25 protein-coding genes and 2 pseudogenes are annotated in these 26,318 nt (G+C 70.1%); 10 read left to right on the top strand and 17 right to left on the bottom strand.

Annotation, left to right across the window (positions count from 1 at the left end; genetic code table 11):
- Positions 1 to 107 precede the first annotated feature (107 nt).
- Positions 108 to 524 (bottom strand): hypothetical protein, encoded by a 417-nt coding sequence (locus AB0I98_RS46245; protein ID WP_362952096.1) that lies wholly within the window; start codon positions 522 to 524, stop codon positions 108 to 110.
- A 143-nt stretch (positions 525 to 667) separates the two neighbouring features.
- Positions 668 to 1,834: a xylose isomerase gene (gene xylA / locus AB0I98_RS46240; RefSeq protein WP_362952095.1), complete on the bottom strand. Its 1,167-nt coding sequence runs from the start codon at positions 1,832 to 1,834 to the stop codon at positions 668 to 670.
- 194 nt (positions 1,835 to 2,028) lie between these two features.
- On the opposite strand from xylA, the gene xylB reads away from it, so the two are divergent.
- From xylB to AB0I98_RS46210, 6 genes are all read left to right on the top strand, one after another.
- Entirely contained in the window at positions 2,029 to 3,474 is a 1,446-nt protein-coding gene (xylB, locus tag AB0I98_RS46235; protein WP_362952094.1) for a xylulokinase, read from the top strand.
- A 13-nt stretch (positions 3,475 to 3,487) separates the two neighbouring features.
- On the top strand, positions 3,488 to 4,696 hold the full coding sequence (locus AB0I98_RS46230) for an ROK family transcriptional regulator (protein WP_362952093.1): 1,209 nt from the start codon (positions 3,488 to 3,490) through the stop codon (positions 4,694 to 4,696).
- 222 nt (positions 4,697 to 4,918) lie between these two features.
- Positions 4,919 to 5,932 (top strand): acetamidase/formamidase family protein, encoded by a 1,014-nt coding sequence (locus AB0I98_RS46225; RefSeq protein ID WP_362952092.1) that lies wholly within the window; start codon positions 4,919 to 4,921, stop codon positions 5,930 to 5,932.
- A 35-nt stretch (positions 5,933 to 5,967) separates the two neighbouring features.
- Entirely contained in the window at positions 5,968 to 6,567 is a 600-nt protein-coding gene (locus tag AB0I98_RS46220; protein WP_362952091.1) for an N-acetylmuramoyl-L-alanine amidase, read from the top strand.
- Positions 6,568 to 6,751: 184 nt separating this feature from the next.
- Positions 6,752 to 8,029 (top strand): GAF domain-containing protein, encoded by a 1,278-nt coding sequence (locus AB0I98_RS46215; RefSeq protein ID WP_362952090.1) that lies wholly within the window; start codon positions 6,752 to 6,754, stop codon positions 8,027 to 8,029.
- A 127-nt stretch (positions 8,030 to 8,156) separates the two neighbouring features.
- On the top strand, positions 8,157 to 9,680 hold the full coding sequence (locus AB0I98_RS46210; protein WP_362952089.1) for an aldehyde dehydrogenase family protein: 1,524 nt from the start codon (positions 8,157 to 8,159) through the stop codon (positions 9,678 to 9,680).
- A 112-nt stretch (positions 9,681 to 9,792) separates the two neighbouring features.
- On the opposite strand, the gene AB0I98_RS46205 is transcribed toward AB0I98_RS46210, so the two are convergent.
- A complete protein-coding gene (locus AB0I98_RS46205) occupies positions 9,793 to 12,210 on the bottom strand; it encodes a SpoIIE family protein phosphatase (protein WP_362952098.1) in 2,418 nt (805 codons plus the stop codon).
- Between the two features lie 297 nt (positions 12,211 to 12,507).
- Positions 12,508 to 12,981 carry a helix-turn-helix domain-containing protein gene (locus AB0I98_RS46200; protein ID WP_362952088.1) on the bottom strand — a complete coding sequence of 158 codons (474 nt, stop codon included), beginning with the start codon at positions 12,979 to 12,981 and terminating at the stop codon, positions 12,508 to 12,510.
- Here AB0I98_RS46200 and AB0I98_RS46195 point away from each other — a divergent pair.
- Entirely contained in the window at positions 12,980 to 13,207 is a 228-nt protein-coding gene (locus tag AB0I98_RS46195) for a hypothetical protein (protein WP_362952087.1), read from the top strand. The genes AB0I98_RS46200 and AB0I98_RS46195 overlap by 2 nt on opposite strands.
- Before the next feature lie 108 nt (positions 13,208 to 13,315).
- A complete protein-coding gene (locus AB0I98_RS46190) occupies positions 13,316 to 13,648 on the top strand; it encodes a putative quinol monooxygenase (RefSeq protein ID WP_362952086.1) in 333 nt (110 codons plus the stop codon).
- A 29-nt stretch (positions 13,649 to 13,677) separates the two neighbouring features.
- Here AB0I98_RS46190 and AB0I98_RS46185 read toward each other — a convergent pair whose 3' ends face one another.
- From AB0I98_RS46185 to AB0I98_RS46130, 12 genes and pseudogenes are all read right to left on the bottom strand, one after another.
- Positions 13,678 to 13,869 (bottom strand): hypothetical protein, encoded by a 192-nt coding sequence (locus AB0I98_RS46185; protein WP_362952085.1) that lies wholly within the window; start codon positions 13,867 to 13,869, stop codon positions 13,678 to 13,680.
- A 224-nt stretch (positions 13,870 to 14,093) separates the two neighbouring features.
- A pseudogene (locus AB0I98_RS46180) lies at positions 14,094 to 14,189 on the bottom strand (response regulator transcription factor); the annotation flags it as partial.
- Positions 14,190 to 14,540: 351 nt separating this feature from the next.
- Entirely contained in the window at positions 14,541 to 15,575 is a 1,035-nt protein-coding gene (locus AB0I98_RS46175) for a phosphotransferase family protein (protein ID WP_362952084.1), read from the bottom strand.
- Positions 15,568 to 16,350, bottom strand: a complete 783-nt coding sequence (locus AB0I98_RS46170) for an SDR family oxidoreductase (RefSeq protein WP_362952083.1) — start codon at positions 16,348 to 16,350, stop codon at positions 15,568 to 15,570. Before AB0I98_RS46170 ends, AB0I98_RS46175 begins: the two co-directional genes overlap by 8 nt.
- Before the next feature lies 1 nt (position 16,351).
- On the bottom strand, positions 16,352 to 17,581 hold the full coding sequence (locus AB0I98_RS46165; protein WP_362952082.1) for an acyl-CoA dehydrogenase family protein: 1,230 nt from the start codon (positions 17,579 to 17,581) through the stop codon (positions 16,352 to 16,354).
- Positions 17,568 to 18,383: an enoyl-CoA hydratase-related protein gene (locus tag AB0I98_RS46160; RefSeq protein ID WP_362952081.1), complete on the bottom strand. Its 816-nt coding sequence runs from the start codon at positions 18,381 to 18,383 to the stop codon at positions 17,568 to 17,570. Before AB0I98_RS46160 ends, AB0I98_RS46165 begins: the two co-directional genes overlap by 14 nt.
- Entirely contained in the window at positions 18,380 to 19,198 is an 819-nt protein-coding gene (locus tag AB0I98_RS46155; protein WP_362952080.1) for an SDR family oxidoreductase, read from the bottom strand. The genes AB0I98_RS46160 and AB0I98_RS46155 overlap by 4 nt, the downstream gene beginning before the upstream one ends.
- Positions 19,199 to 19,340: 142 nt before the next feature.
- Positions 19,341 to 20,036: a TetR/AcrR family transcriptional regulator gene (locus AB0I98_RS46150; protein WP_362952079.1), complete on the bottom strand. Its 696-nt coding sequence runs from the start codon at positions 20,034 to 20,036 to the stop codon at positions 19,341 to 19,343.
- Between the two features lie 57 nt (positions 20,037 to 20,093).
- Entirely contained in the window at positions 20,094 to 20,564 is a 471-nt protein-coding gene (locus AB0I98_RS46145) for a hypothetical protein (protein ID WP_362952097.1), read from the bottom strand.
- A gap of 45 nt (positions 20,565 to 20,609) precedes the next feature.
- A pseudogene (locus tag AB0I98_RS46140) lies at positions 20,610 to 21,417 on the bottom strand (AMP-binding protein); the annotation flags it as partial.
- Between the two features lie 344 nt (positions 21,418 to 21,761).
- Positions 21,762 to 22,391: an HAD family phosphatase gene (locus tag AB0I98_RS46135; protein ID WP_362952078.1), complete on the bottom strand. Its 630-nt coding sequence runs from the start codon at positions 22,389 to 22,391 to the stop codon at positions 21,762 to 21,764.
- 10 nt (positions 22,392 to 22,401) lie between these two features.
- Entirely contained in the window at positions 22,402 to 23,601 is a 1,200-nt protein-coding gene (locus AB0I98_RS46130) for an acetyl-CoA C-acyltransferase (protein WP_362952077.1), read from the bottom strand.
- Positions 23,602 to 23,858: 257 nt separating this feature from the next.
- On the opposite strand from AB0I98_RS46130, the gene AB0I98_RS46125 reads away from it, so the two are divergent.
- The gene (locus AB0I98_RS46125; protein ID WP_362952076.1) at positions 23,859 to 24,698 is read left to right on the top strand and encodes an alpha/beta hydrolase; all 840 of its coding nucleotides are present in this window, start codon (positions 23,859 to 23,861) and stop codon (positions 24,696 to 24,698) included.
- Between the two features lie 62 nt (positions 24,699 to 24,760).
- The gene (locus AB0I98_RS46120; RefSeq protein WP_362952075.1) at positions 24,761 to 24,931 is read left to right on the top strand and encodes a hypothetical protein; all 171 of its coding nucleotides are present in this window, start codon (positions 24,761 to 24,763) and stop codon (positions 24,929 to 24,931) included.
- A 753-nt stretch (positions 24,932 to 25,684) separates the two neighbouring features.
- Here AB0I98_RS46120 and AB0I98_RS46115 read toward each other — a convergent pair.
- Positions 25,685 to 26,318: SDR family NAD(P)-dependent oxidoreductase (locus AB0I98_RS46115; protein WP_362952074.1), on the bottom strand; the 634-nt coding region annotated here is incomplete at its 5' end.

The following is a 26,318-nucleotide window of genomic DNA, read 5'->3' as shown; positions in this document are numbered from 1 at the left end:
CACTGGGGGTCCTAGACGACGTTTACGTCGGGGGGGCGGCCCGGGGGTATCTGACCCCGGGCCGGGCAACGGGCGCCCCGCGCCCGCCCCCCACGAAACACGTCGCCCTACGGCAGATCCAGCGACGGCAGCAGTGACTCGATGTCGCTCGGCAAGCCGCTCGGCAGCTCGCTCGGGAACCCGGAGGGCAACGAAGGCACCTCGCTGGGCAGCCTGCTGGGCAGCTCGGTCGGGATGCTCAGGGACGGCCGCGGGGTGCCGCTCGTGCTGCTCTCGGCGGGCGTCTTCTCGTCCGGCGAATCGTCGCTTCCCGAGGCGACCAGCACCACGGCGACGACGACGGCGACGCCCACCAGTGCGGCGATCACGATGAACAGCGGATTTCGGCGCCGTCCGGGGCCGCCGTCCGGTGGCTGTTCCGGCGGCGGCCAGTCACCGTACGACGGCGGTCCGAATCCACCGCCCTGAGGCGGCGTCCCGCCCGGAGGCCCGGGCGGCTGAGGCGGTACGGGCGGCATGGCCATACCGTCAAGCGTCGCCGCGGATCGGGGTAGCGCGCGACCCCCGCACGGCGGTTGATACGGACTCATGGCATGGATGGCATGGTTCCGGAGCATTCCGCGCGGGGACCGTCCGACAGCCGGATCTCACCGGCACGCGCGCGTGGTCAGCCGCGCGCCCCCAGCAGGTGGTCCATGGCCAGCTGGTCGAGCCGCTCGAAGGCCATCCCGCGCGCGGCGGTCGCCTCCACGTCGAACTCCTCGAAGGCCGAGCGGTCGGCGAGCAGCGCCTGCAGACCGTCCGCTGCCGTGGGCTGCGCGAGCTCGTCCAGTCGCGAGGCACGCAGGGCCTCCTGGACCTCCGGGTCGGCACGGAAGGCGGCGGCACGCTCCTTCAGGATGAGGTAGTTGCGCATGCAGCCGGCGGCCGATGCCCACACGCCGTCCAGGTCCTCGGTCCGCGGCGGCTTGAAGTCGAAGTGGCGGGGTCCGGCGTAACCGGCGCTCTCCAGGAGGTCGACCAGCCAGAACGCGGCACGCAGATCTCCGGCGCCGAAGCGCAGGTCCTGGTCGTACTTGATGCCGGACTGGCCGTTGAGGTCGATGTGGAAGAGCTTGCCCGCCCACAGGGCCTGCGCGATGCCGTGCGGGAAGTTCAGCCCGGCCATCTGCTCATGGCCGACCTCGGGGTTCACGCCGTACAGCTCGGGGCGCTCCAGGCGCTCGATGAACGCCAGAGCGTGGCCGACGGTGGGCAGCAGGATGTCGCCGCGCGGCTCGTTCGGCTTGGGCTCGATCGCGAACTTCAGGTCGTAGCCCTGGGAGGTGACGTACTCGCCGAGGAGGTCGAAACCCTCCTTCATACGGTCCAGAGCGACGCGTACGTCCTTCGCGGCGCCGGACTCGGCACCCTCCCGGCCGCCCCAGGCGACGTAGATCTTGGCCCCGAGCTCCACGGCCAGGTCGATGTTGCGGATCGTCTTGCGCAGGGCGTAGCGCCGCACGTCACGGTCGTTCGCCGTGAAGGCGCCGTCCTTGAAGACGGGGTGCGTGAACAGGTTCGTCGTGGCCATCGGCACGGTCATGCCGGTCGTGTCGAGCGCCTGACGGAAGCGCTTGATGTGGGACTCGCGCTCGGTGTCCGAGGACCCGAAGGGGATCAGGTCATCGTCGTGGAAGGTCACTCCGTAGGCGCCGAGCTCGGCCAGGCGCTGCACCGACTCGACCGGGTCGAGGGCGCGCCGCGTGGCGTCGCCGAACGGGTCCCTTCCCTGCCAGCCGACGGTCCACAGGCCGAAGGTGAACCTGTCCTCGGGGGTGGGCTGGTAGTTCATGCCGCGGCTCCCTTGCTCGCTTGCGACTGTCGCCACGACTATTTCGTCATGGCGCTTTACAAATTAGTATGCGGAGGCATCTCTGGGAAGAGACATGGTGTCTTTCGTCAGACATGAGCCAGACATGAGCCACGCGTGAGCCGCGCGTGAGCCGCGCGTGAGCCGCGCGTAAGCCGCAGAAAAGGGAGAGCCCGATGTCAGCAGCCGAGGGTCCGCTCGTCGTCGGCGTGGACACGTCCACCCAGTCCACCAAGGCACTGGTCGTCGACGCGTCCACCGGTGAGGTCGTCGCGAGCGGCCAGGCGCCGCACACCGTGTCCTCCGGGGCGGGCCGGGAGAGCGATCCGCGCCAGTGGTGGGATGCCCTGTGCGAGGCCCTGCGCCAGTGCGGTGACGCGGCGCACGAGGCCGCGGCGGTGTCGATCGGTGGTCAGCAGCACGGGCTCGTCACGCTGGACGCCCAGGGCGATCCGGTACGCCCCGCCCTGCTGTGGAACGACGTGCGCTCGGCGCCGCAGGCACGCCGGCTGACCGAGGAGCTGGGCGGCGCGAAGTTCTGGGCCGAGCGCACCGGACTCGTCCCCGCGCCCTCCTTCACGGTCACGAAGTGGGCCTGGCTGGCCGAGCACGAGCCGGACGCGGTCCGCGCCACCAAGGCCGTACGCCTCCCCCACGACTACCTCACCGAACGCCTCACCGGGCAGGGCACGACCGATCGCGGCGACGCGTCCGGGACGGGCTGGTGGGCGTCCGGGTCCGAGGCGTACGACGCGGAGATCCTCGCGCACGTCGGCCTTGACCCCGCCCTGCTGCCCCGCGTGGTGCGGCCCGGCGAGGTCGCGGGCACCGTGCGCGACAGCCATGACCTGCCCTTCTCCAAGGGCACCCTGGTCGCCCCGGGCACCGGCGACAACGCCGCCGCCGCGCTGGGCCTCGGGCTGCGTCCCGGCACCCCGGTGCTGAGCCTGGGCACCTCCGGCACGGTGTACGCGGTGTCGAAGCGGCGCCCCACCGACCCGACCGGAACCGTGGCGGGCTTCGCCGACGCGCACGGCGACTGGCTGCCGCTCGCCTGCACCCTGAACTGCACGCTCGCCGTCGACCGCGTCGCCTCCCTGCTGGGCCTCGACCGCGAGGCCGTGGAACCCGCCACCGGCATCACCCTGCTGCCCTACCTGGACGGCGAACGCACACCCGCCCTCCCCCACGCCTCCGGCCTGCTGCACGGCCTGCGCCATGACACCACCGCGGGCCAACTCCTCCAGGCCGCCTACGACGGCGCCGTCCACGCGCTGCTGGGCGCGCTCGACCTGGTACTCGACGAGGATGCAGACCGTTCGGCCCCGCTGCTGCTGATCGGCGGCGGCGCCCGGGGCACGGCCTGGCAGCAGACCGTACGACGGCTGTCGGGCCGCCCCGTGCAGGTGCCCGAGGCCAAGGAACTGGTCGCGCTCGGCGCCGCCGCGCAGGCGGCCGGCCTGCTGACCGGCGAGGATCCGGCCGCGGTGGCCCGGCGCTGGCGTACCGCCGAGGGTCCGGTGCTGGACGCGGTGGAGCGGGACGAGGCGACCCTGGCCAGGATCTCCGGGGTACTCTCCGACGCGGCCCCGCTGCTCGAGCGGAGCGCGGAGACCCACTGAGGACGACGGAGGCATGACCGCACCGCTGCACGAGGCCCGCCCGGGAGGAACCGGGCGTGCGCTGCCGGACACACAACAGGGCATGCGCCGGCGCAACCTCGCCCGGGTGATGCACACCGTCAGTGCCGAGGGGCCGCTCTCCCGTGCCGCCGTCGCCTCGCGCATCGGGCTGACCCGGGCCGCGGTGTCGACCCTCGTCGACGAGCTGATCCGCTCGGGACTGCTGGAGGAGCTGGGCCCCGAGCGGCCCGGCCGGGTGGGACGGCCCGGCTCGGCGCTCGCCGTCAGCGGACATGGGCCGGCGGGGATCGGCGCGGAGATCGGCGTGGATCACCTCGCGGTGTGCGCGGTCGATCTGCGCGGAGAGGTACGGGCGCGGGCCGTGCGGTACGGCACGAACCGCGGACGCTCGCCCCGACCGGTGATCGAGGAGCTCACCGAGCTGGTGGGCCGGATCGTCACCGAGGCCGAGCGCGAGGGCCTGTGGCCGGCCGGGCTCGCCGTGGCCGTGCCGGGCCTGGTGGCGCGCGACGCGCGAACGGTCGTACGCGCCCCGAACCTCGACTGGCAGGACACGGACCTCGGGGCCCTGCTGCCCGCGCATTTCCCACTGACCGTCGACAACGAGGCCAACTTCGGCGCGCTCGCCGAACTCCGGCTCGGCGAGGGCACCCCGAGCGACTTCCTGCATGTGTCCGCCGAGATCGGCATCGGTGCGGCGCTCGTCGTGGACGGGCAACTGCTGCGCGGGACACGGGGGTTCGCGGGCGAGCTGGGGCATGTGCCGGTCCGCCCGGACGGACCTGCGTGTCCGTGCGGGGGCCGCGGGTGCCTGGAGCAGTACGCCGGTGAGGAGGCGGTGCTGCGAGCGGCCGGTCTGGAGCCGGGCGAGGACCGCGTCGGGCTGCTCGCGGGGCGCGCTGCGGACGGCGACCCGGACGTGCGACGTGCGCTGCGCGACGCGGGAGAGGCGCTCGGCATCGCGCTGACCGGGGCCGTCAATCTGCTGGACCCCGAGGGCGTGGTGCTGGGCGGCGCGCTGGCCGGGCTCGCGCCATGGCTGCTGCCCTCGCTGGAAGCCGAGTTGGCACGCCGGACAGCGGGGCCCGCATGTCCGGTGGCCGTGTCGCGACTGGGTCCCGAGGGGCCGTTGCTGGGTGCCGCGCACTCGGTCGTACGGGCGGTGCTCGACGATCCGGCGGCCGTGGCCGAACGCGCCTGATCGACGGGTGCCCCAGCGGCAGCAGCCGAACTCGCCTGATCGACGGATGCCCCAGCGGCAGCAGCCGAACTCGCCTGGTCACAGCTCGACTTCACCCGTCCGGGTGAGCGAGTTTTCCACAATCCCGGCCCCGTCCACGGATACACGGCATGCGCTGCTGCCCCACCCGTATGCGACGTACCTTGATGCACCGGCCCTTCCACCGAACGGAGCTGTGCAGCGATGAGCGACCCCCGGATTCTGACCGTGCGCCCCGAACCGGGCGAGTACGCCTGGACATTCGGCGGAGTGCCACCCGTAGCCCGGATCGCTCCGGGCACGGTCCTCGATCTGTACACGGAGGACTGCTTCGCCGGACGCGTGCGGTCCGAGAAGGACCTGGTGTCGGAGGTGTGCGAGTTCCCGTTCCTCAACCCGCAGACCGGCCCCTTCCACATCGAGGGCGCGGAGCCGGGCGACACCGTCGCCGTGCACTTCGTGTCGATCGAGCCGGCCCGGGACTGGGCCGCGTCGACCACGGTCCCGCTGTTCGGCGCGCTCACCTCGACACACACCACGGCCACGTTGCAGCCGCCGCTTCCGGAGACGGTCTGGATCTGGCAGTTGGACCGGACCCGCCGTACGGCCCTGTTCCGGGCGCACGACAGCGATATCGAGGCCGAGTTGCCCCTCGACCCGATGCACGGCACGGTGGGCGTGGCTCCCGCCAACCTGGAGGTGCGCTCGGCCCTGGTGCCCGACGCACACGGCGGCAACATGGACACACCCGAGATGCGGGCCGGAGTCACCTGCTACCTCGGGGTGAACGTCGAGGGCGCTCTGCTCAGCCTCGGTGACGGCCACGCCCGGCAGGGCGAGGGCGAGACCTGCGGAGTCGCCGTCGAGTGCGCGATGAACACGGTGGTGATCGTCGAGTTGCTCAAGGGACTCGCCACGCCCTGGCCGCGCATCGAGTCGGACACCCACATCATCTCGACGGGCTCGGCGCGCCCGCTGGAGGACGCGTTCCGGATATCCCAGCTCGACCTGGTGCGGTGGCTGGTGCGCGACTACGGCTTCAGTGAGCTGGACGCGTACCAGTTCGCAACCCAGTGCGTCGAGTCGCCGTTGGCCAATGTGTGCGACACCAACTACACCTGCGTGGCCAAGCTCCGCAAACAGTGGCTGCCCGCGCGCGAGACTCATCGCGGCGTGCATGCTCGGCTGCGGGAGACGGCAGCGACTCTGCGGACCTGAGCAAGACATCCTGACCACCGAAAGGCACCGCCCCCATGGAACGGGCAAGACCGCTCCCCACGCGACGCCGGCTGCTGAAGGGCGCCGCCCTGGCCGCCGTGCCGTACGCGCTGCTCCCCGACGCGCGGGCCGGAGCGCGCGTCCAGGCCGTCGACCACCCGTCGGCCGAGTGGCAGCCGGCGAACAGCTCCAACTACACGACGGCAGAACCCGCTACGGACCGAGTGGTCGACCGCGTGATCATCCATGTCACGCAGGCGACCTTCACCACCACCCTGTCCATCTTCCAGAACCCGAAGAAGGAGGTGTCCGCGCACTACGTCGTCCGCTCGGCCGACGGTCATGTGGCGCAGTGCGTCCGGGAGTCCGACATCGCCTGGCACGCGGGAAACTGGGAGTACAACACGAGCAGCATCGGCATCGAGCACGAGGGCTGGGTGGACCGGCCCGCCTACTTCACCGACGTGATGTACGAGGAGTCGGCCGCACTCACCGCGGCGATCTGCACCAGACGCGGCATCCCGAGGGACCGCGCGCACATCATCGGGCACCACGAGGTGCCGGGCACGGATCACACCGATCCCGGACCGAACTGGGACTGGGCGCGCTATCTGAGACTGGTCGAACGAGCCTGACCTGCGGCTGAAACGAGCCTGACCTGCGGCTGAATCGAGCGAGCCCGACCGGGCCCGAGGCTGAATCGAACGGGCCCGACTGGGAGCCGCGGGCCTCGTTCGGGTGGTCCCGGTCGAAGTGGTTGTCCACGCGCGCACCCGGAGTGACGATGTCCCCAGCCGCATCGCCGTCCGGGAGGCCGAGTTGACCGATCCATGGGTGGCCCTGGAGCCGGGGGCCGACCCTGCCGAGCGTGTGCGGATGCTGCGTCGTGCGCATGAGACGTTCACCGAAGCGGGCACGGTGCCGCGGCCGGTGCGTGCGGTGGTGGCCGACTCATGGCGGCGTTCCGTGCGGGCGGGGGTGGGACCCGACGGCACGGCGAGGGTGGAGCTCGCGGACGGTGACCTCGGTGCCTATCGGGCCGAGCATCCGCTGGCACGGGTGATGCCGCTGTTCCGGGAGCTCATGGGCACGTTCGCGGCCGACGGCGAGCATCTGCTCGCGGTGTGCGACGCCCGCGGCAGGCTGCTGTGGGTCGAGGGCCATCCGACGACCCGGCGACGGGCGGACCGGATGAACTTCGTGCCAGGCGCGCGCTGGGCGGAGACCGCGGTCGGCACGAACGCGCCGGGCACGGCTGTCGCCGTCGACCGTCCGGTGCAGGTCTTCGCCGCCGAACACTTCATCCGGCGGGTGCAGCCCTGGACCTGTGCGGCGGCTCCGGTACACGATCCGCGCACCGGGCGGGTGCTGGGCGCGGTGGACATCACCGGCGGGGACGGGCTCGCGCATCCGCACAGTCTGGGCTTCGTCCAGGCGGTCGCTCGGGCCGCCGAGTCCCAGCTGGCCCTGCTCCCCGAAGGACAGCCGACCGCAGGCACAACCGAGTTGACCGCGCTGGGCCGCGATGAGGCACTGCTCGTCGCGGGAGGTCGCCGGCTCCGGCTCAGCCGTCGGCACAGCGAGATCCTGGTGCTGCTGGCCCGCCATCCGGAGGGGCTGACCGGCGACGAGTTGCTGTGCGCGCTGTACGAGGACGAGTCGGTGACACCGGTGACCCTGCGCGCCGAACTGGCCCGGCTGCGCAGACTTCTCGGCCCCGGGCTGCTGGCCTCGCGGCCCTACCGGCTGACCCTGCCGGTCGAGTCCGACGTCGCCGTCGTCGAGCGGCGCCTGGAGACCGGTGCGGTCACGGCGGCGGTGACGGCGTATGCCGGCCCGCTGCTGCCCGCCTCGCAGGCACCGGCGGTGGTGCGGCTGAGGCACCGTCTGGCCGACGGCCTCCGGACGGCGCTGATCAGCCGCGGCGACCCCGATCTGCTGGCCGACTGGGCACACGCGGCGTGGGGCGAGGACGACCTCGACGTCTGGCGCGCGCTGGCCGCCGTACGCCCGACCGCCGCGGTCCGCTCGCGGCTGGCCGCGCTGGAATCGGAGCTGTCGGCACCGGCCGACCGGCCGCGCGGGGCGGCCCGCTGACCGGACGACACGCATGGCCGCCTCACCTCAGCACCGGCCACGCAACGTACTCGCAACGTCCCCGTCCCTACTCTCGCGCCGAGAGCTGCCCAACGGCGGGCAGCACAGCTCCGGGAGGCAGAGCACCATGACCCGTTACACGGCGCCCGGCACAGAAGGCGCGATCGTCTCCTACCAGGCGCGCTACGACCACTTCATCGGTGGCGAGTGGGTGCCGCCGATCCGCGGGCAGTACTTCGAGAACCCCTCACCGGTGAACGGGCAGCCGTTCACGGAGGTCGCGCGCGGCACCGCGGAGGACGTGGAGCGGGCGCTCGACGCGGCGCACGCGGCCGCTCCTTCCTGGGGCCGCACCTCGGTGACCGAGCGATCCGACATCCTGCTCAAGATCGCTGACCGTATGGCGGCGCATCTGGAGCCGCTGGCGGTCGCCGAGAGCTGGGAGAACGGCAAGCCGGTCCGCGAAACCCTCGCCGCCGACATCCCGCTCGCCATCGACCACTTCCGCTACTTCGCGGGCGCGATCCGCTCCCAGGAGGGCTCGCTGGGCGAGCTCGACGACGACACGGTGGCGTACCACTTCCATGAACCGCTGGGCGTCGTGGCACAGATCATCCCCTGGAACTTCCCTATCCTCATGGCGACTTGGAAGCTCGCCCCGGCACTCGCCGCGGGCAACGCGGTCGTCATCAAGCCCGCCGAGCAGACCCCGGCCTCCCTCCACTACTGGATGAGCCTGATCGCGGACCTGTTGCCGCCGGGTGTGGTGAACATCGTCAACGGCTTCGGCGTGGAGGCGGGCAAGCCGCTCGCGTCGAGCCCGCGGGTGGCGAAGGTGGCGTTCACGGGCGAGACGACGACGGGGCGGCTGATCATGCAGTACGCCTCCGAGAACATCAAGCCGGTCACCCTGGAACTCGGTGGCAAGTCGCCGAACATCTTCTTCGACGACGTATGGGCGCAGAACGACGATTTCCGCGACAAGGCCCTCGAAGGCTTCACGATGTTCGCGCTGAACCAGGGCGAGGTGTGCACCTGCCCGTCCCGGGCGCTCGTCCAGCGCGGTCACTACGCCGAGTTCCTGGAGGCGGCCGTCGCCCGCACCGAGCAGATCACGGCGGGCCATCCGCTGGACACCGACACGATGATCGGCGCACAGGCCTCCAACGACCAGCTGGAGAAGATCCTCTCCTACCTGGACATCGGCCGCCAGGAGGGCGCGAGGATCCTCACGGGCGGCGAACGCGTCGAGTACGACGGCGAGTTGAAGGGCGGCTACTACGTCCAGCCGACCATCTTCGAGGGCGACAACAGGATGCGGATCTTCCAGGAAGAGATCTTCGGACCGGTCGTGTCCGTGACGTCCTTCGACGACTTCGACGACGCGATCAAGATCGCCAACGACACCCTCTACGGCCTCGGCGCCGGCGTGTGGACCCGCGACATCAACACCGCCTACCGGGCCGGCCGCGCGATCCAGGCGGGCCGCGTCTGGACGAACTGCTACCACGCCTACCCGGCACACGCGGCGTTCGGTGGGTACAAGCAGTCCGGGATCGGGCGGGAGACGCACAAGATGATGCTGGAGCACTACCAGCAGACGAAGAACCTCCTGGTGTCGTATTCGCCGAGGAAGCTGGGCTTCTTCTAGACGCACGAAGAAAGGCGCCTGACTTGGGCTCTCACCCGTCAGGCGCCTTTTGCTCAGCCGATCCGTTCCTGACCAGTGCTTCCGGATCGGTCACGGACCGAACTGCACGGCGTTACAGCCCGAGCAGCGACTGTTCGGTCCAGACGGTCTTGCCCTCGCGGCTGTAGCGGGTACCCCAGCGCTCGGCCAGCTGGGCCACCAGGAACAGGCCGCGCCCGCCCTCATCGGTGGTGCGGGCGCGCCTCAGGTGTGGTGAGGTGTGGCTGCCGTCGGCGACCTCGCAGACGAGACATCGTTCGCGGATGAGTCGAAGGGTCACGGGGCCGCTGGCATAGCGGTAGGCGTTCGTGACCAGTTCACTGGCGATCAATTCGGTGGCGAACGCCAGGTGTTCCAGTCCCCATTGCGTGAGTTGGGCCGTGGCGAGCGTTCTGGCCTGGGCTGCGGCGGTTGGCTGCAGCGGTAGTTGCCAGGAGGCGACGTTCTCCGATGGCAGGACGCGGGTGCGTGCGATGAGCAGGGCGATGTCGTCGGCGGGCTGTGTGGTCACGAGGGAGTCGACAACCGCCTGGCACGTTTCCTCCAAGGGGTCCGCGGGGTGCGTGAGCGCTGTGCGCAGCCGTTGCAGGCCCGTGTCGACGTCGATGTGGCGTTCGCCGATGAGTCCGTTGGTGTAGAGCGTGAGCAGGCTGCCCTCGGCCAGTTCGATCTCCCGGGTTTCGAACGGCAGACCACCCAGGCCCAGCGGTGGGCCGGGGGGCAGGTCGAGCAGGCCTGCCTGTCCGTCCGGTGTCGTCACTACCGGAAGGGGGTGACCGGCGCGCGCCACGGAACATTGCCGGGAGACAGGATCGTAGACGGCGTACAGACAGGTGGCCCCGACGATCTGCTCGCCCGCGGGTCGTTCGTCGGCTGCCTCTTGTTCGGCGGCAAGGAGGTTGACCAGGTCGTCCAGTCGGGAAAGGACCTCGTCCGGTTCCAGGTCGAGGGTGGCGAGGGTGTGCACGGCGGTACGCAGCCGGCCCATCGTGGCGGCGGCGTGCAGTCCGTGGCCCACCGCGTCGCCGACCACGAGTGCCACCCTGGCCCCGGACAACGGGATGACGTCGAACCAGTCACCGCCGGGACCGGGGGCCGTACTGGCCGGGACGTAGCGAGGGGCCACTTCGAGGGCCGACTGGTGCGGAACGGTCCTCGGCAGCAGGCTGCGTTGGAGGGTGGACGCGGTCTGCTGCTGTTGGGTGAAGCGTCGGGCGTTGTCGATGCTGACGGCGGCGCGCAAGGCGAGTTCCTGGGCCAGGGTGAGATCGTCGGCCTCGAACGGCTCGGGGTGCCGCGATCGCCACAGGCTCATCACGCCCAGTACCAGGCCGCGCGCGGCCAGTGGCACCACGATCAGGGAATGGGCCGCGAGGTCCGGCACGTGCTCGCCCTGGCGCGGTTCTGCCTGGAACCAGTCGGGCGAAAGGACCGGTTCCAGCAGGGGACGCCCGTCGGCCAGGCATCTGGCCTGTGGTGTACCGGGTGCGAACTGCACCGGCTCCTCTTCCGGGTGCGGCAGCGGGTCTGACTGCTCGGCCGCGACGCCCCGGACCGCGACCCGTGCGACGGGTCCCGCCAGCGCCTGCGCCGGCTCCTCGCCGCGCGTCACCGGTGGCGACAGGTCCACCGATACGTGGTCGGCCAGGTGGGGGACCATGACATCCGCGAGTTCGCAGGCCGTCCGGCGCACGTCGAGCGTCGATCCGATGCGGGCGCCGGCCTGGTCGAGGAGCGCCAGGCGAAGCCGGGTCCGATGGCGCTCGGTGACGTCCTCGATCGTTTCGGCCACCCCCAGAACCCGGCCGACGGGGTCTTCCAGTCGGAAGGCCGAGACGGACGCGGCCCGCACTCGTGTCGGATCCCGCTCCAGGCGGGCGTACTGCTCGGTGGAGACCAGTGATTTTCCGCTCTCCATCACCTGGCGCACCCGGTCCACGGACTTCCGCGCATCCTCGGCGACCAGCTGGGCGCCCGTGGGCATTCCCCGAAAGGAAGCGGCCGGCACTCCGGTGAACCGTTCGATCGCCCTGTTGACCCGCAGTATCTTCATCTCGGGACTGTGGACGACCAGACCGATCGGGCACCGGCGGAACAATCCGTCGAGCACCGCGCGGTCCCTTTGCCACTCGAGGACCTCCGCCGCGGGTGCCCCGACGAGGAACCATTCGCGGACATGGTGACCGCGCAGCAGCGCACGTGCCCGGAAAACCATCTCCACGGGCCGCCCGCTGCGATGCCGCACCGTCAGTACGCCGAACCAGCCTTCGTCCCTCCTGCACATCGCCGCGGCGTCCTCGGCAACCGGCAGGTCGCCGGGGTCGATCAGGACGTCGAAGGCCGGACGGCCGATCACTGCGGACTCCGGGTGGCCGAGCAGCTCCTCGGCGTGCCGGCTCCAGCCGACCACGGTTCCCCGGTCGTCGAGCACCGCCGAGGCGGCGTGGTGCAGAGCGAACGGATCGTCCCGGCTCTCGCTGAGCACCGTCATCGGCTGTTCCACCGGGACACCACCTCGTATCCGATACCGATGTTCTCCCCCTGGTCCTTGGCACGCGGCCGGCAACCGGCGTGACTTGGACCCTGGTGGGTCGCTCCCTGCTCCGACGCCGGGTGGGGGACCAAGCCGATGCCCTGTGATGTATTGAACTCGGTTTGAACTCGGTCAGGGTCAGCAGCCCGCCGGGCGCGGTGTCACGGCGTGGCGGCCATCACCCGCACGGTCCCACGATGGACCCGCCCTGCCATCCAGGCCACAGCGGCACGGCCCGCGCGCCGGAACGGACCGTCACGTCAGGCTCGACGGGACGATCCCGTAGCGGCGCATCTTGCGGTACATCGTGGCGCGGAAGATCCCGAGGTCCTGCGCGGTCCGCTGGACGTTGGAGTTGCGGTCCATCAACCCCCGCAGAATGGCATCGCGTTCCAGCGCCTCGATGGTGGTGAGGACCTTGTTCGACGACACCCGGCATTCCGGCGGCAGGTCCTCCGCGTGGACCGTCCGGCCCGAAGGCCGCCGCGCCAAGCCCCGGATCACCGACTCCAGCTGCCGGACGTTCTCCGGCCACGGGCATCGCTGCAGCAGGGTCAGCGCATCCGGGGAGATCCTGCTCTCGCCGCTCGGCCGGTACTTGCGCAGGAAGAACCGCGCCAGGTGCTCGATGTCCCCATAGCGATGACGCAGGGGAGGCACCTCCACCGAGGCGCCGCAGAGCTGGTCGTGCTGGTCGTCGACGCCGACCATCGACGGCTGGCTGGTCATGACCAGTTGCCCGGTCGCGCTGCCGTCCAGCTGCACCAACAGGTTCGTCAGCCGCTGCCGCGACCACGGCGCGCAGCGGGTGCTCGAGGTCGAGATCGCCGGGCAGGTCGTCAGGGCGAAGGCGCCGCGCGAGGAGGGAGTTCCGGTCGGCGAGGAGGTTCTCGTGCACCTGCCGCGTGGCAAGGTCCTGCCGTACGCGGACGGTCGGCTGGTAATCCAGTCGTAGCGATCCGTCGGGCATGCCCGCCACCTATCCGCTCCACGGAGCGACCGTTTCCCCTCCGCCGCGCCAGACACGGCGGAGACGACACACAGACATCAGTGAAGGAATCCCATGATCTTCATCACCGCCAAGTTCCGAGTCCGTCCCGAGTACGCCGACCGCTGGCCCGAGATCACCGCTGACTTCACCCGGGCCACGCGCGCCGAGCCCGGCTGCCTGTGGTTCGACTGGTCGCGCAGCGTGTCGGACCCGACGGAATACGTCCTGGTCGAGGCCTTCCGGAACGATGAGGCCGGGGTCACGCATGTGCAGTCCGCGCACTTCAAGGCCGCGCAGCAGACGCTGCCGCCCCATCTGGTCGAGACGCCGCGCATCGTGAACGCAACCGTTCCGCAGGACGACTGGTCGCTCCTCGGGGAGATGGCGGTCCCCGGACAGGAGTAGCTCTCTGCCTGAATGCATCCTCGCCCAGCTCAGCGAGCAGTGCGCTCACGGGGTGACCGCTGCGGCTCCCCGCTCCGGCACGGCACGGCGTACTTCGCGGCCTCGATACCGAACGGAAGCGCGGTGGCGGCCGCTGCCGTCAGCGCGGCACGTGTTCTCGGGCGGATCTGGGCGAGGCCCGGAAACAGGGTGAGCGTGACGATGCCGCCGAGTGAGAGCACCAGGAGAAATGCGGTGAACGGACGACACCGAGCCGGTGGCGGCACAGCAGTGCGGCCAGGACGGAGACGAGCGTCCCGGGCCAGAACAGAGGGGGTGGCATGCAGAACTGCTTCGATCACTGAGGGTCCTTCAGGTGGACAGCGGTGGGTGCGGGTCGGCGTCGCGGCTCAGGGGGCGGCGGGTCTTCGACGGGACGTCCTGCACGGTCGAACGGCCAGGCGTTGGGCGGCGTCGCGGGCCGGGCCCGGCGGCCCGGCGCACGGATGCGGGCGACCAGCTCGGCAAAGACGAAGGGTTTGGCCAGGTAGTCGTCGGCGCCGATGCGACCATGAGCACCACGACCCTCATCGAGACGAGAAGGCCGCCCGCCGCTCCCCTCACGGCACAGCGGCCCGCTCCTCAGCCGACCGTCTCCCGTGACAGGACACTGCCGGACTCCGGTCATGAGCCGTCTTGTCCCCCGCCGGCGGAGGTCCGCCGGGTGCCGGTGGCACGCCGCTGCGTCGCGGCCCTCCTGGCGTGCTGGCGGTTCCCGACAGCCATGCTTCGGCTCCTCTTGCTCGTCATGCGGACGTTGACCCGCGCAGTTCGCGTCGCAGGATCCTGCCGCTGGTGGTCTTGGGCAGCTCGTCCATGCGTGAGTGTCGAAGTCCTGTGGCAGGCGGTCGGTTCACATGCCTGCCGTGTCCGCGACTTCGTGGGCCTTCGCCACCAGTGCGTCGATGCGCTCTGCGGTCGGGGTCCCGGACGCGGCCTTGTTCCGCGGCTCGTCCATCGCGCGGCGCATGACGCCCTCCCCGATGATCGCGACCTTCCACAGTCCCATCGCGTGCCAGTAGCCCAGCGCCGTCAGGTCGCGTCCCGACGCCGCCGCGTACGCCGCCACGAGTTCCTCGCGGGCCGGGAAGCCATCGAGAGCGGTCGCGACGAAGTCGCCCAAGGTGTTCTCATTCTTGGCCGGCCAGTAGGCCAGCAGGCTGCCCATGTCCGCCAGCGGATCCCCCAGCGTCGACAGCTCCCAGTCGAGCACCGCGGTCACCTCGCCGCTGTCGTAGGAGGTGATGACGTTGCGCAGATGGAAGTCGCCGTGCACGAGCGTCAGTTCGCGCTGCTCCGGCACGGCCGCGACGAGACGCCGGGTGAGCTCGTCCAGGGCGGGCAGCTCGCGGGTCCTGGACCTCTCCCACTGGGCCGACCACCGCTTGAGCTGACGCTGCGCATACGGCTTGTGGCTGGCCAGACCGGTCAGCCCGGTCGCCTCGAGATCGACCACGTGGATCTTCGCCAGCGTCCGCGGCAACGACATCCCGATCGCCCGGCGGCGCTCGGGCGTCAACGACCGCGCGATCGACATACTGTCGACGACCTCGCCGTCCACGAACTCCATGAGGAGCAGCGGGACGTCAGTCACGGCGGGATCATCGGTCAGCCCGAGCACCCGCGGGGTCGGGACGGCGGTGCTCTGCAGGGCGGCGAGAATCCGCGCCTCGCGGGCCACGTCGTGCGCCGACGCCAGCAGGTGACCCAGCGGTGGCCGCCGCAGCACCCATCTGCGGCCGTCCTGATCCTGTACGAGGTACGTCAGATTCGACTGGCCCAGCCCGATCCGCTCGAAGGCCAAGGGCCCGGCGAAGTCGACTCCGCGGGTGGCGAACCAGCGGCCCACGGCCCCGGCGTCGATTCCGACGATGTTCGCGCTAGACACCGATATCGGCTCCTTGTCTGAACGGGAGCGCGTCACCGAGCAGTTGCCCGCCGTCGATCACCATGGTCTCGCCGGTGATCCAGCTCGCGGCGTCCGAGACGAGGAAGGCGACCGCGGCGGCGATGTCGGCGGGCTCCCCGATGCGGCCCAGCGCCATCGAGGCGGACACGGCCTGCTCGTGCTCCTTCCACAGAGCCTCGGCCAGCTTGGTGCGCACCACACCCGGTGCCACCGCGTTGACGCGGACCTTCGGCGAGAGCTCCAGGGCAAGTTGCTTGGTGAGATGGATCAGTGCGGCCTTGGAGGCGTTGTACAGCCCGATGTTCGCCTCGGAAGCCATGCCGCCCACCGACGCGGTGTTGACGACTGCCCCGCCGTGCTCCCCCATCCAGGACCGCGTGGCCAGACCCGTCCACAGGACGGGCGCCCACAGGTTCACGTCGAAGGCCTTCGCGAACCGGCCGTGGTCCTGGTCGATGACCGGCCCGTAGGCCGGGTTGGTCCCCGCGTTGTTGACGAGGATGTCCAGGCTGCCGAAGCGCTCGAGCGTCAGCTCCACACAGCGCCGGGCCGCCTCTTCGTCGACCGCGTGCGCACCGACGCCGACCGCTGTGCCCTTGACCTGGGCCGCGGCGGCGTCCGCCGCCTCCTGGGACCGGGAGGTGAGGACGACGTTTCCGCCGGCCTCCGCGATGGCCTGGGCGATGGCCAGCCCGATGCCGCGCGAGGCCCCGGTGACGACGGCAGTGCGACCGGTGAGATCGAGTCCTGCCATCTCAGCTCACCGCCGCCGTCGCCGCGTCGCGGTACTGCCGCAGTTCCTGCTTGGCGATGGCCCGCTTGTGGACCTCGTCGGGACCGTCCGCCAGCCGCAACGTCCGCAGATGTGCGTACATCATCGCCAAGGGGAAGTCGTCGGTCACTCCCGCTCCCCCGTGCACCTGAATCGCGCGGTCGACGATCTTCAACGCGATGTCGGGGGCGGCCACCTTGATGGCCGCGATCTCGGTGCGCGCTTCCTTGTTCCCGACCGTGTCCATGAGATACGCGGCCTTGAGGGTGAGGAGGCGGATCATCTCGATGTCGATACGCGCTTCCGCGATCCAGTCCTGGATGTTGGACCGTTCGGCGACCGGACTGCCGAAAGTCACCCGTGACTGTGCGCGCCGGCACATCAGTTCCAGTGCCCGCTCGGCCGCGCCGATGGCCCGCATGCAGTGGTGGATACGACCGGGCCCGAGCCGGGCCTGACTGATCGCGAAACCCTCACCCTCGCCCTTGAGTACGTCCTTGGCCGGCACCCGGACATTCTCGAAGATGATCTCAGCATGGCCCTCGCGATCCGCGTACCCGAACACCGGGAGGTTCCGGACCACGGTGACGCCGGAGGCGTCGATCGGGACGACCATCATCGACTGCTGGCGGTGCGGGGCCGCCGTCGGGTCGGTCTTGCCCATCACGATGAGCACCTTGCAGTTCTTGTGCATCGCGTTCGAGGCGAACCACTTGCGGCCGTTGAGCACGTACTCGTCGCCGTCGCGCTCCATCCGCAGCTCGATGTTGGTCGCGTCGGAGCTGGCGACACGCGGCTCGGTCATCGCGAAGGCCGAGGCCATCGTCCCGTCGAGCAGGGGCTTGAGGTACTTCTCCTTGTGCTCGTCGCTGCCGAACAGCGTGAGCACCTCCATGTTGCCGGTGTCCGGCGCGTTGCAGTTGCACGCCTCGGAGGCGATGTGACTGCGCCCCATGATCTCCGCCAGCGGCGCGTACTCGAGGTTCGTCAGACCGGGGCCCCACTCGGGGTGCGGGTGGAACAGGTTCCACAGTCCACGCCTGCGCGCCTCCGCCTTGAGCTCCTCGAGGATCGGCGGGTGGAAGTGCGGGTCGCCCGACGCGCGCATCTGCTCGTCGTACACCGCCTCGGCGGGGTAGATGTGCTCATCCATGAACTCGAGCAGATCCGCCCGGTACTTCTTGGCGCGGTCCGACATCTCAAACAGGGACATCCGAACTCCTGACGGGTAGGGAGGGAAAGTTGGGCGGGCGCTTGTCCAGGTGACTGGCCACGCCTTCGACGACGTCGGACCTGCGGAAGGCCTGGAGCATGAGGTCTTCCGCCCGGGTCACGGAATCGGCGTAGGTGCCGTCCGCGTCGTTGCTCAGTTGGCTCTTGATGGTGGCCATGGATGCCGGGGAGCAGCGCGTCGCCAGATCGGCGGCGTACGCGACAGCGGCATTCACCACGCTGCCGGTGGGGACCAGGTGGTCGAGGAGTCCGATGCGGAAGGCCTCCTCGGCATCCACCATGCGACTCGACAGCAACAGGTCCGCCGCCCGGCTGTGGCCCACCAGCCGGGGCAACAGCCAGGAGATCCCGTATTCGGCGATCAGCCCGCGTTGCGCGAATGCCGTGGTGAACCGGGCCGAGGGCGAGCCGAAGCGGATGTCGCAGTAGAGGGCCTCCACCAGGCCCAGGCCGGCGGCCACCCCGTTGATCGCTCCGATCAGCGGTTTGCGCAGGCTCCGCGGGATGTCCCGTGGACGGCGCCGTGTCCGGTCCGCCTCGGAGACCTCGCCGACCGCCTGCAGCAGTTGCAGGTCGGCTCCGGCGCAGAATCCGCGTCCCGCGCCGGTGACCACGACGGCGCGTACGTCCGGGTCGTCCTCGGCGGCGTCGAGCAGCGCGAAATAGCGGTCCTCGAGTTCGTCGGTCCAGGCGTTCAGCTTGGCGGGCCGGTTGAACGTGAGCACCAGCACCGGCCCTCGGTGTTCGGCGAGGACGAGCTCGCCCGGCGGCACGCCGGTCACGCCTGCGCCAGCAGGGAGCTCTGGTAGCGGCGCATCCCGCGCAGCCAGCGGTCGTAGTCCGAGCCCTTCTGCCGGTACATCTCGAGAACGTCTTCGTGCGGCAGGATCAGGAAGCGCTCGTCCTCCATCGCGGCCAGGACGGCGTCGGCGACTTCGGCCGGCTCCAGGACGTCACCCGCGGAGGTGACGGCCCGCGTCGCGGCTCTTCCCAGCGCGTCCCCGGAGTCCTCTCCGGAGAACAGCAGCCTGGTGTTCACGCCCATCGGGCACAGACAGCTGACCCGGACCCCGCGATCGCCGTAGGTGACACTCAGCCACTCGGCGAAGGAGACGGCCGCGTGCTTGGTGACGGCGTAGGTGGCGGAGCCGATCTGGGTGAGCAGCCCGGCCGCCGAGGCGGTGCTGACGAAGTAGCCCTCACCGCGCTCGAGCCACCGTGGTACCAGCAGCCTTGCCGCACGGATGTGGGCTCGCAGGTTCACGTCGATCGAGAGGTCCCAGTCCGGCTCGCTTGCGTCGAGGCCGGGTGCCCCGGCGATGCCCGCGTTCGCGAAGTAGAGGTCGACCGGGCCGAACGCGCTCTCCGCCAGGTCGATCAGCTCCTGGATCTGGCCGGTGTGCGACACGTCCCCGCCGGCACTGACCGTACTTCCCGGATGGTCGGCATTGACTCTCTCCGACACCGCCCGCGCGGTCTCCGCGTCGAGGTCTGCGACGACGACCTTGGCACCCTCGCGAGCGAGCCGCGCGACCAGCGCGCTGCCGATGCCGCCGCCACCACCGGTGACGATGGCGACTCTTTGTGCAACGTTCACGGCAACCCTCTCCGTTGGCGGGCGTGCGATGTCGTCCGACCTTTATAATTGAATCCGACGTCAAGTTCAATAGCTGCCCGCACGGGACCACATGGAAAAGCCGCCCAACCCCAGGGGTATGAGCGGCTACGAGGCAGGCGGTTCAGCGGTGGCCGGGGAACCGCAGGGCGTTCGCCCAGAGTCGGGTGACCGTGGCCACGAGTTCCTCGAAGTCCACCGGCGTACCTTCTTCTTCCTGCCCTTCACTGCGCACGAAGGCGTTGTAGGCCATGACGCTGACCATGCCCGACAGCGCACGGGACGCCATCATCGGATCGACCTCACGGTCTGCGACGCCCCGCGCCTGCAGGTCGGCGATGCCCCGGGCGTTACGGCGGATGAACGCGTCCCCGCGCCGCCTTCGGAACTCACGGAACTCCGGCTCCACTTGGGCGACCTGCTCGAGCAGTGCCATCAGCTTCGCGTTCCGCTTGTATGCCGCGAGATAGGCGCGGTTGCTCGCCTCGAGTACCGCATAGGGATCGTCGGTGCCCTGCACCCGGCCCATGCCGGGGTGCATCATGTCCTCCTGCGCCTCCAGGAGGACGGCGGCGAGCACCTCTTCCTTGTTGGCGAAGTAGGTGTAGAAGGATCCCGCCGCGCATTGAGCCTCTTTGGTGATGTCGGTCAGGCGGGTGTCGAGGTAGCCGTCCCGTTCGAACACCTTCCGCGCGGCCTTCACCAAAGCGGCCCGTGTCCGCGCTCCGCGCTTCGTCGTGGGTGGCTCGCGAAGGTGCGAGAGGGGGGCCATGGGCGGTGCCTGCTCGCCGTCGATCTCCTCGGGCGCAGTAGTCTCCATCCCGGGAACTTTACTTGAATCCGACGCCACAATCACAAACTCGAAGGGGACAGGCTCTCATTGGCGGCGGGCGGCAACGTCGGCGGGCGCCGTGCCACGGGTCAGAGCCGTACGGTCGATGGACCGCTTGAGGATCTTCCCGGTCGGGCCCTTGGGCAGCGCGTCCACGAACCGGACGATGCGCGGGATCTTGTAGGCGGACAGCCGCTCTCGCGCCCAGCTCGACACCTCGTCGGCACCGAGCTCCGAACCGGGCGGGGCGGCGATGAGCGCGGCGACCTCCTCGCCGTAGTGGTCGTCGGGAACGCCCATCACGGCTGCCTCGACGATGTCCGGATGCTCGTAGAGAACTTCCTCGACCTCGCCGGGGTAGACGTTGTAACCACCGCGGATGATCAGGTCCTTGACGCGGTCGACGATGCGCAGGTCGCCGTCCGTGTCGGTTTCGCCGAGGTCGCCGGTCCGGAACCAGCCGTCGGACGAGATGGCCGCGGTGGTGTCCGCGGGGCGGTTCCAGTAGCCGCGCATCACCGTGGGTCCCCTGACGTGGACCCCGCCGACGGTACCCGGCGCGCACTCCTTGCCGTCGTCGTCACGCACCTGCACCTGCATCCGCGGTACTGCCATGCCGGTGTAGCCCGTCTTGCCGCCGCGGCCGATGTCGTTGAAGGTGCCGAACGCGGTGGTCTCGGTGAGCCCATACCCTTCGAGGATGGTGCAGCCGAAGCGGGCCTCGAAGGCCTGGGCGATCTCCCCGGGAAGCGACGCGCCGCCGGAGACGGCGACACGGAGCCCGGCGAAGTCCGCCGGATTCGCATCACCCGCCGCGTGCAGCATCGCGTTCCACATGGTCGGTACGCCGGCCATGATGGTGAGCCCGTCACGGCGCAGCATCTCCAGCATCGACGCCGGGTCGAATCGGGCCAGCAACGACATCGAGCCGCCCACGGTCAAGGTCGCCATCATGACCGATGCCTGGCCGAACGTGGAACAGCGGGAGTCCGGTGCCGGTACGGTCGGCGCTCGATGCTCGGCTGCACTCGGCACCGATCTGCCCGGCGGACAGCAGGTTCCCGACGGTGAGTTGGGCCCCCTTCGGCCGCCCCGTGGTTCCCGAGGTGTACAGGATGGCCGCGGTCTCGTCGCGATCCCGGTCGACTACGCCGGCAGGGGCGGCGGTGACCGACGCGCCCGGGGACAGCGTCCAAGAGGGCACCGAGAGCGCCGCGGCCGCCTCCGCGACGGCGGGGCCAAGTCCGTGCCATGCGATCGCCCACGAGCATCCGGCGTCGCCGAGAACGTACTCGACCTCAGCGCGGGTGGACATCGTGTTGACCGGCACCACGACACAGCCCGCGGCCTGGATCCCGAGGTAAGCCACCACGAACTCGGGCACCGACGGCGCCGCGAGCAGCACCCGGTCCCCCGGGACAGGCCCGCGGCGACCAGGGCGCCCGCGTACCGCATGCTCGCGTCACGCAGCTGAAGGTAGGTCCACTGATCCGTGGCGCCGCGCAGTGCGATGTTGTCGGGGGTGGCGGCCGCGTAGCGGCACACAGGATCGAAAACGCCGGTCATGGGGCGGTGCCTGCCGGGATGTGAGCAGGTGATGGTGCGGGTCTCACCCTCGCGATGAGTTGTCTTGGCCCGGCTTCGGCATCAAGTCCTCGGGCGGTGTGGCCGGATGACCTACCTCACTGCGCCCGGTCGGTCGATCGGTATCGGTCAGGCGGTGATCCCGAAGCGTTCGGCGAGTTGGCGGCGGGTGTCGGCGGCGCTGGTGTGCAGGACGCCCCCGATTCCGATCCGTGCCGCTCCGTCGAGGTTCTGCTGCAGATCGTCGATCATGACGGCCTCCTCGGGGTCGATGCCGAGGCGTTCACATGCGATCGCGTAGATCCGCCGGGAGGGCTTGCGGATCCCGACCTCGGAGGAGATGACGATCGCATCGGCGACAGCGGCGAGTTCGACGCCGTCGTAGGTTCCGGTGCCGAACGAATTGGACACGAGCGCAACGGGACGGCCGGCGGCCCGAAGATCAGCGACCAGCGCGAGCATGTCCTGGTCGATCGACATCCCCGCCTGCATGCGGGCCGTGAGCCCCTCGGCCGACACCTCCGCGCCGTGGGCACGGAGCCGTTCGGCGAATCCTCGCTCGAAGGCTTCGGCGTCGATACGGCCGCACTCGTGGTCGGCCAGGAGGGTGCGTGATGCCTCGTCCCGGCCGAGGAGGTCCAGCGGCAGGCGCGGGTCGCCGCCGAGCGAGGCGCCGAAGTCGGTGAAAGCCCGCAACACACTGGAGGTGATGACACCGCCGAAGTCCACGAGGACCGCGGTTCGCGCCTTGCTCGTCACGCTCGACACCTCAGGCGACCTCGAACAGTCCGGCGGCGCCCATTCCGCCGCCGATGCACATCGAGATCACCACATACCGAACGCCCTGGCGCTTGCCCTCGATGAGGGCATGCCCCACCAGCCGGGCACCGGTCATTCCGTACGGGTGACCGACGGAGATGGCGCCGCCGTTGACGTTGAACCGCTCCGGGTCGATGTGCAGTTCGTCCCGGCAGTACAGCGCCTGGGAAGCGAACGCCTCGTTGAGTTCCCACAGGCCGATGTCGTCGATGGTGAGATCGTGCTGCTTCAGCAGCTTCGGAATGGCGAACACCGGCCCGATGCCCATCTCGTCCGGCCCACAACCGACAACGGTCATACCCCGGTAGACGCCCAGCGGCTCGAGTCCGCGGCGCTCGGCTTCCTTCGACTCCATCAGCACCGACGCCGAGGCCCCGTCCGACAACTGCGAGGAGTTGCCCGCCGTGACGCTGGAATGCGCGCTCACCTGACCGTCGGGCAGCACCGGCGCCAACCCGGCCAGACCCTCGAGCGTCGTCGACGCGCGGTTGCCCTCGTCCCGGGTCAGGGTCACGGCCTCGTCCCGCACCTCCCCGGCCTGCTTGTCCAGAACCTTCTTGACGCTGTCGAGCGCGACGATCTCCCGGTCGAACCGGCCGGCCTCCTGCGCCGCCGCGGTGCGCTGCTGTGACAACAACGCGAACTCATCCTGGCGTTCCCGGCTCACGCCGTACCGTTCGGCGACGATCTCCGCCGTGTGCAGCATGGGCATGTAGATGTCCGGCGTGTGCTCGACCAGCCAGGGATCCGTCATGCGGTGGGTGTTCATGTGGTCGTTCTGCACCAAGGAGATCGACTCGACACCGCCGCCGACAGCGACCTGCATGCCGTCCGCGACTATCTGCTTGGCGGCCGTCGCAATGGCCATGAGGCCCGACGAACACTGCCGGTCGATCGACATCCCCGACACGGTGTCCGGAAGTCCGGCACGCAGAACGGCCTGCCGCGCGACATTGACACCTGCGGACCCCTGCTGCACGGCGCAACCGAAGATCACATCCTCGACCTCACCTCCCTCGAGTCCGGCCCGCTGCACGGCGTGCGACAGGGCGTGGGCGGCAAGTTCCTGCGCCTGGGTGTCATTGAACGCGCCGCGGTAAGCCTTTCCGACCGGCGTCCGTGCCGTCGAAACGATGACTGCTTCCCTCATGTCGCCTCACTGCTTCCTGTTGGTCCGGTTCGTCCGGGAGCTTCGGGGTCCACACTCCGAGCTCCGTACGCCGAACTCGATGCCGGTGGGCAGGGCCGAACGCCGATCGGGGCGCTGTGAGTGGTCAGGGGCCGGCCTCCCGACCCGGTTATAGTTGAAGTCGGCGTCATGTTCAACCATCCTCCTGCCGCCCGGGGCCTTGACAGCCCACCTCCCCGCCTGAAGGCTACCGACCAGTCGGTACGAGGAGAGGGATCGTGACCGAGCTGAAGATCTCCACTGCTGCGGGCGTCTTCGACGCGATCGCCTCGGGCCCGCCCGAAGGCCGCCCGGTGCTCCTGCTGCACGGCTTCCCGCAGACCGGGTTGGTGTGGCGGCAGCAGATCGCGGCGTTGGCCGCCCACGGCTACCGAGTGGTGGCACCCGACCAACGTGGCTACTCCCCCGGCGCCCGCCCTCTCCGGCCCGAGGACTATCGCATCGGCCTTCTCGTCGACGACGTGGTCGCGATCAGCGAGGAACTGGGCTGGGCGGCGTTCGATCTCGTCGGCCATGACTGGGGAGGCGCGGTCGCCTGGTGGACCGCGCACGCCCACCCCGGCCGCGTACGCACCCTGACGGTTGTCTCGACCCCGCACCCCGGCGCTCTGGCCACCACCCTGCACACCGATCAGGACCAGCGCAAACGCTCCCGCTACATGATCGACTGGCGCGAAGCACCCGCGACCGAGGAGCGCATGCTCGCCGACGACGCCAAGGAGCTTCGCGCCGCTTACGCCGGAAAGGTCCCGCAGGACAGTGCCGAGGCCTACGTACGGCACCTGTCCCAGCCGGGCGCTCTCACCGCGGCGCTGAACTGGTACCGGGCCGGCCGCCCCGACGGCGCGATCGGCGTCATCGACGTGCCCACGCTGTACGTCTGGAGCACGGGGGACAGCGCGTTCGGTCCGGCAGCCGCACAGGAGACCGAGCAATGGGTCAACGGGCCGTACCGGTTCGAGACCCTCCAGGGCATCAGCCACTGGATCCCCGAGGAGGCGCCCGAAACGCTGAGCCGCCTGCTGCTCGAACACCTGCGGGCGCACGGCGAGGACTGAACCGGCAGCGAATACCCCGTTCAGCGAGCACCCGTTCGTCGACTCTCCGAAGAGGTGACCCCATGAAGGCAGCGCGCTCGGCCTGGCGCCGTCTCGAGCCCGTACACGCCATGATCTACTTCGTCCCCGAGGGAAGGCGACGGTATGCGGACCTCGGCCTGAGCGGACGCGCCGGGTACTTCACGTCCCGGAGCGCCGCGTTCGGCCGCGCATCCGCCGAGCTGGTCATCTAGCTGGGACCGTACCCCGTCGAGCAGTTCGTCGGCGATGCGCTCGATCACCGGCACGGCGGCGGCGACACGCTGCGCGTTGAAGAACCCTGTGACCACGCGGCGCAGTCCGGAATGGCTCAGGGTGCCGTTGTTCGCCAGCGCGGGCGGGAGCGTGAAGCTGACGCGAGCCAGCCCGCAGCACGGCGACGGGCAGCGGGCTCACGGCGTGCTGGGCATTGCCCGGGAGGAACCGCTCCGGGTCGAGCAGGACCCGGCGTACGTCCTGGTAGCGGCTGACCAACCACAGCCCGGTAGCAGGGTCATGGTGAACGGGAGACTTGGACCGTAGTAGGTCCAGCCAGGGGTAGGGGTCGCGGACGAAGCGGTCACCGAACAGGCCGAGCAGACCCAGCGGATCACGGGTGTCGGCAGATTCGGGGCCGGCCGCCGGGCCGCATCCAGCTGCTCCGGTACCGGGTGCGAGGGGATCCAGAGCCGGGGAAGTCACGGCCGGAAGTTGACACGCACGAGGCATTACCTCAGGCCCTGTGTGCGCGGCATCACTGGTTCCCCGGCTTCAACTCGCGGCACCCCCGGCCTAACCGGCGGCTTCGACCGGGAACTGAGCCTGGCCATGGCCCCCGCACACCAGTGGGGGAGGTAACCGGTGTCGCCGCCCCGGACCCTTGCCGTTCGGGGCAGCCGCCGATGCCATGGCCACCGCCGAGCAGTGACACAGCAGCCCGTGGCGGACACGGACTGCCGTGAGTCTGCTCAGATGCCGACGGGCTTTCCGGGACCAGGCACGTGACGGAAGCGGAACGTCTCCGGGTCGCGTCCGGCCTGGATGAACCAGCACTCCCCGGTGCCGTCGCCGGTGACGATCCGCAGCACCGTGTCCGCCACGAGCTCAGCGGGGATGATCGGCAGTTCCTGCTCGGAGAGCATGTCGCGCAGGTGGTCGATGATCCGCGACTCGGCGAACCCGGGGCAGACGGCGTTGAAGCGCACGTTATGAGGCGCGAGAGCCGGTCCCAGGGAGCGTGCGAGTCCCACGACCGCATGCTTGTTGGCCCCATACAGCGGATCCAGCGGCACCGCCGCCAGGCCCGCCAGGGACGCGGTCGCCACGATCGACCCTCCGCCGCGGGCCCGCAGCGCCGGCAGCACTGCATGGGTGCCGAAGACCACGCCGTCGAGGTTGGCTCCCATCGCACGACGGTAGCGCTCAAGGTCGAAGTCCTCGCCGACGCCGCATCCGGTCACCACCCCCGCGTTGAGAAACGCGACGTCGACACCGCCGCACTGCTGCTGGGCGAAGTCCACCAGCGCACGGTTGGCCTCGAGGTCGGACACGTCGCAGGCACGGAAATGGCCGTCGATCATCTCGGCCACCTCGCGGCCGCCC

Source organism: Streptomyces sp. NPDC050211 (genome assembly GCF_040656035.1).
Classification (GTDB): Bacteria; Actinomycetota; Actinomycetes; order Streptomycetales; family Streptomycetaceae; genus Streptomyces.
Note: the sequence above shows the minus strand (reverse complement) of the source record. Positions and strands in the feature narration are given on the sequence as shown.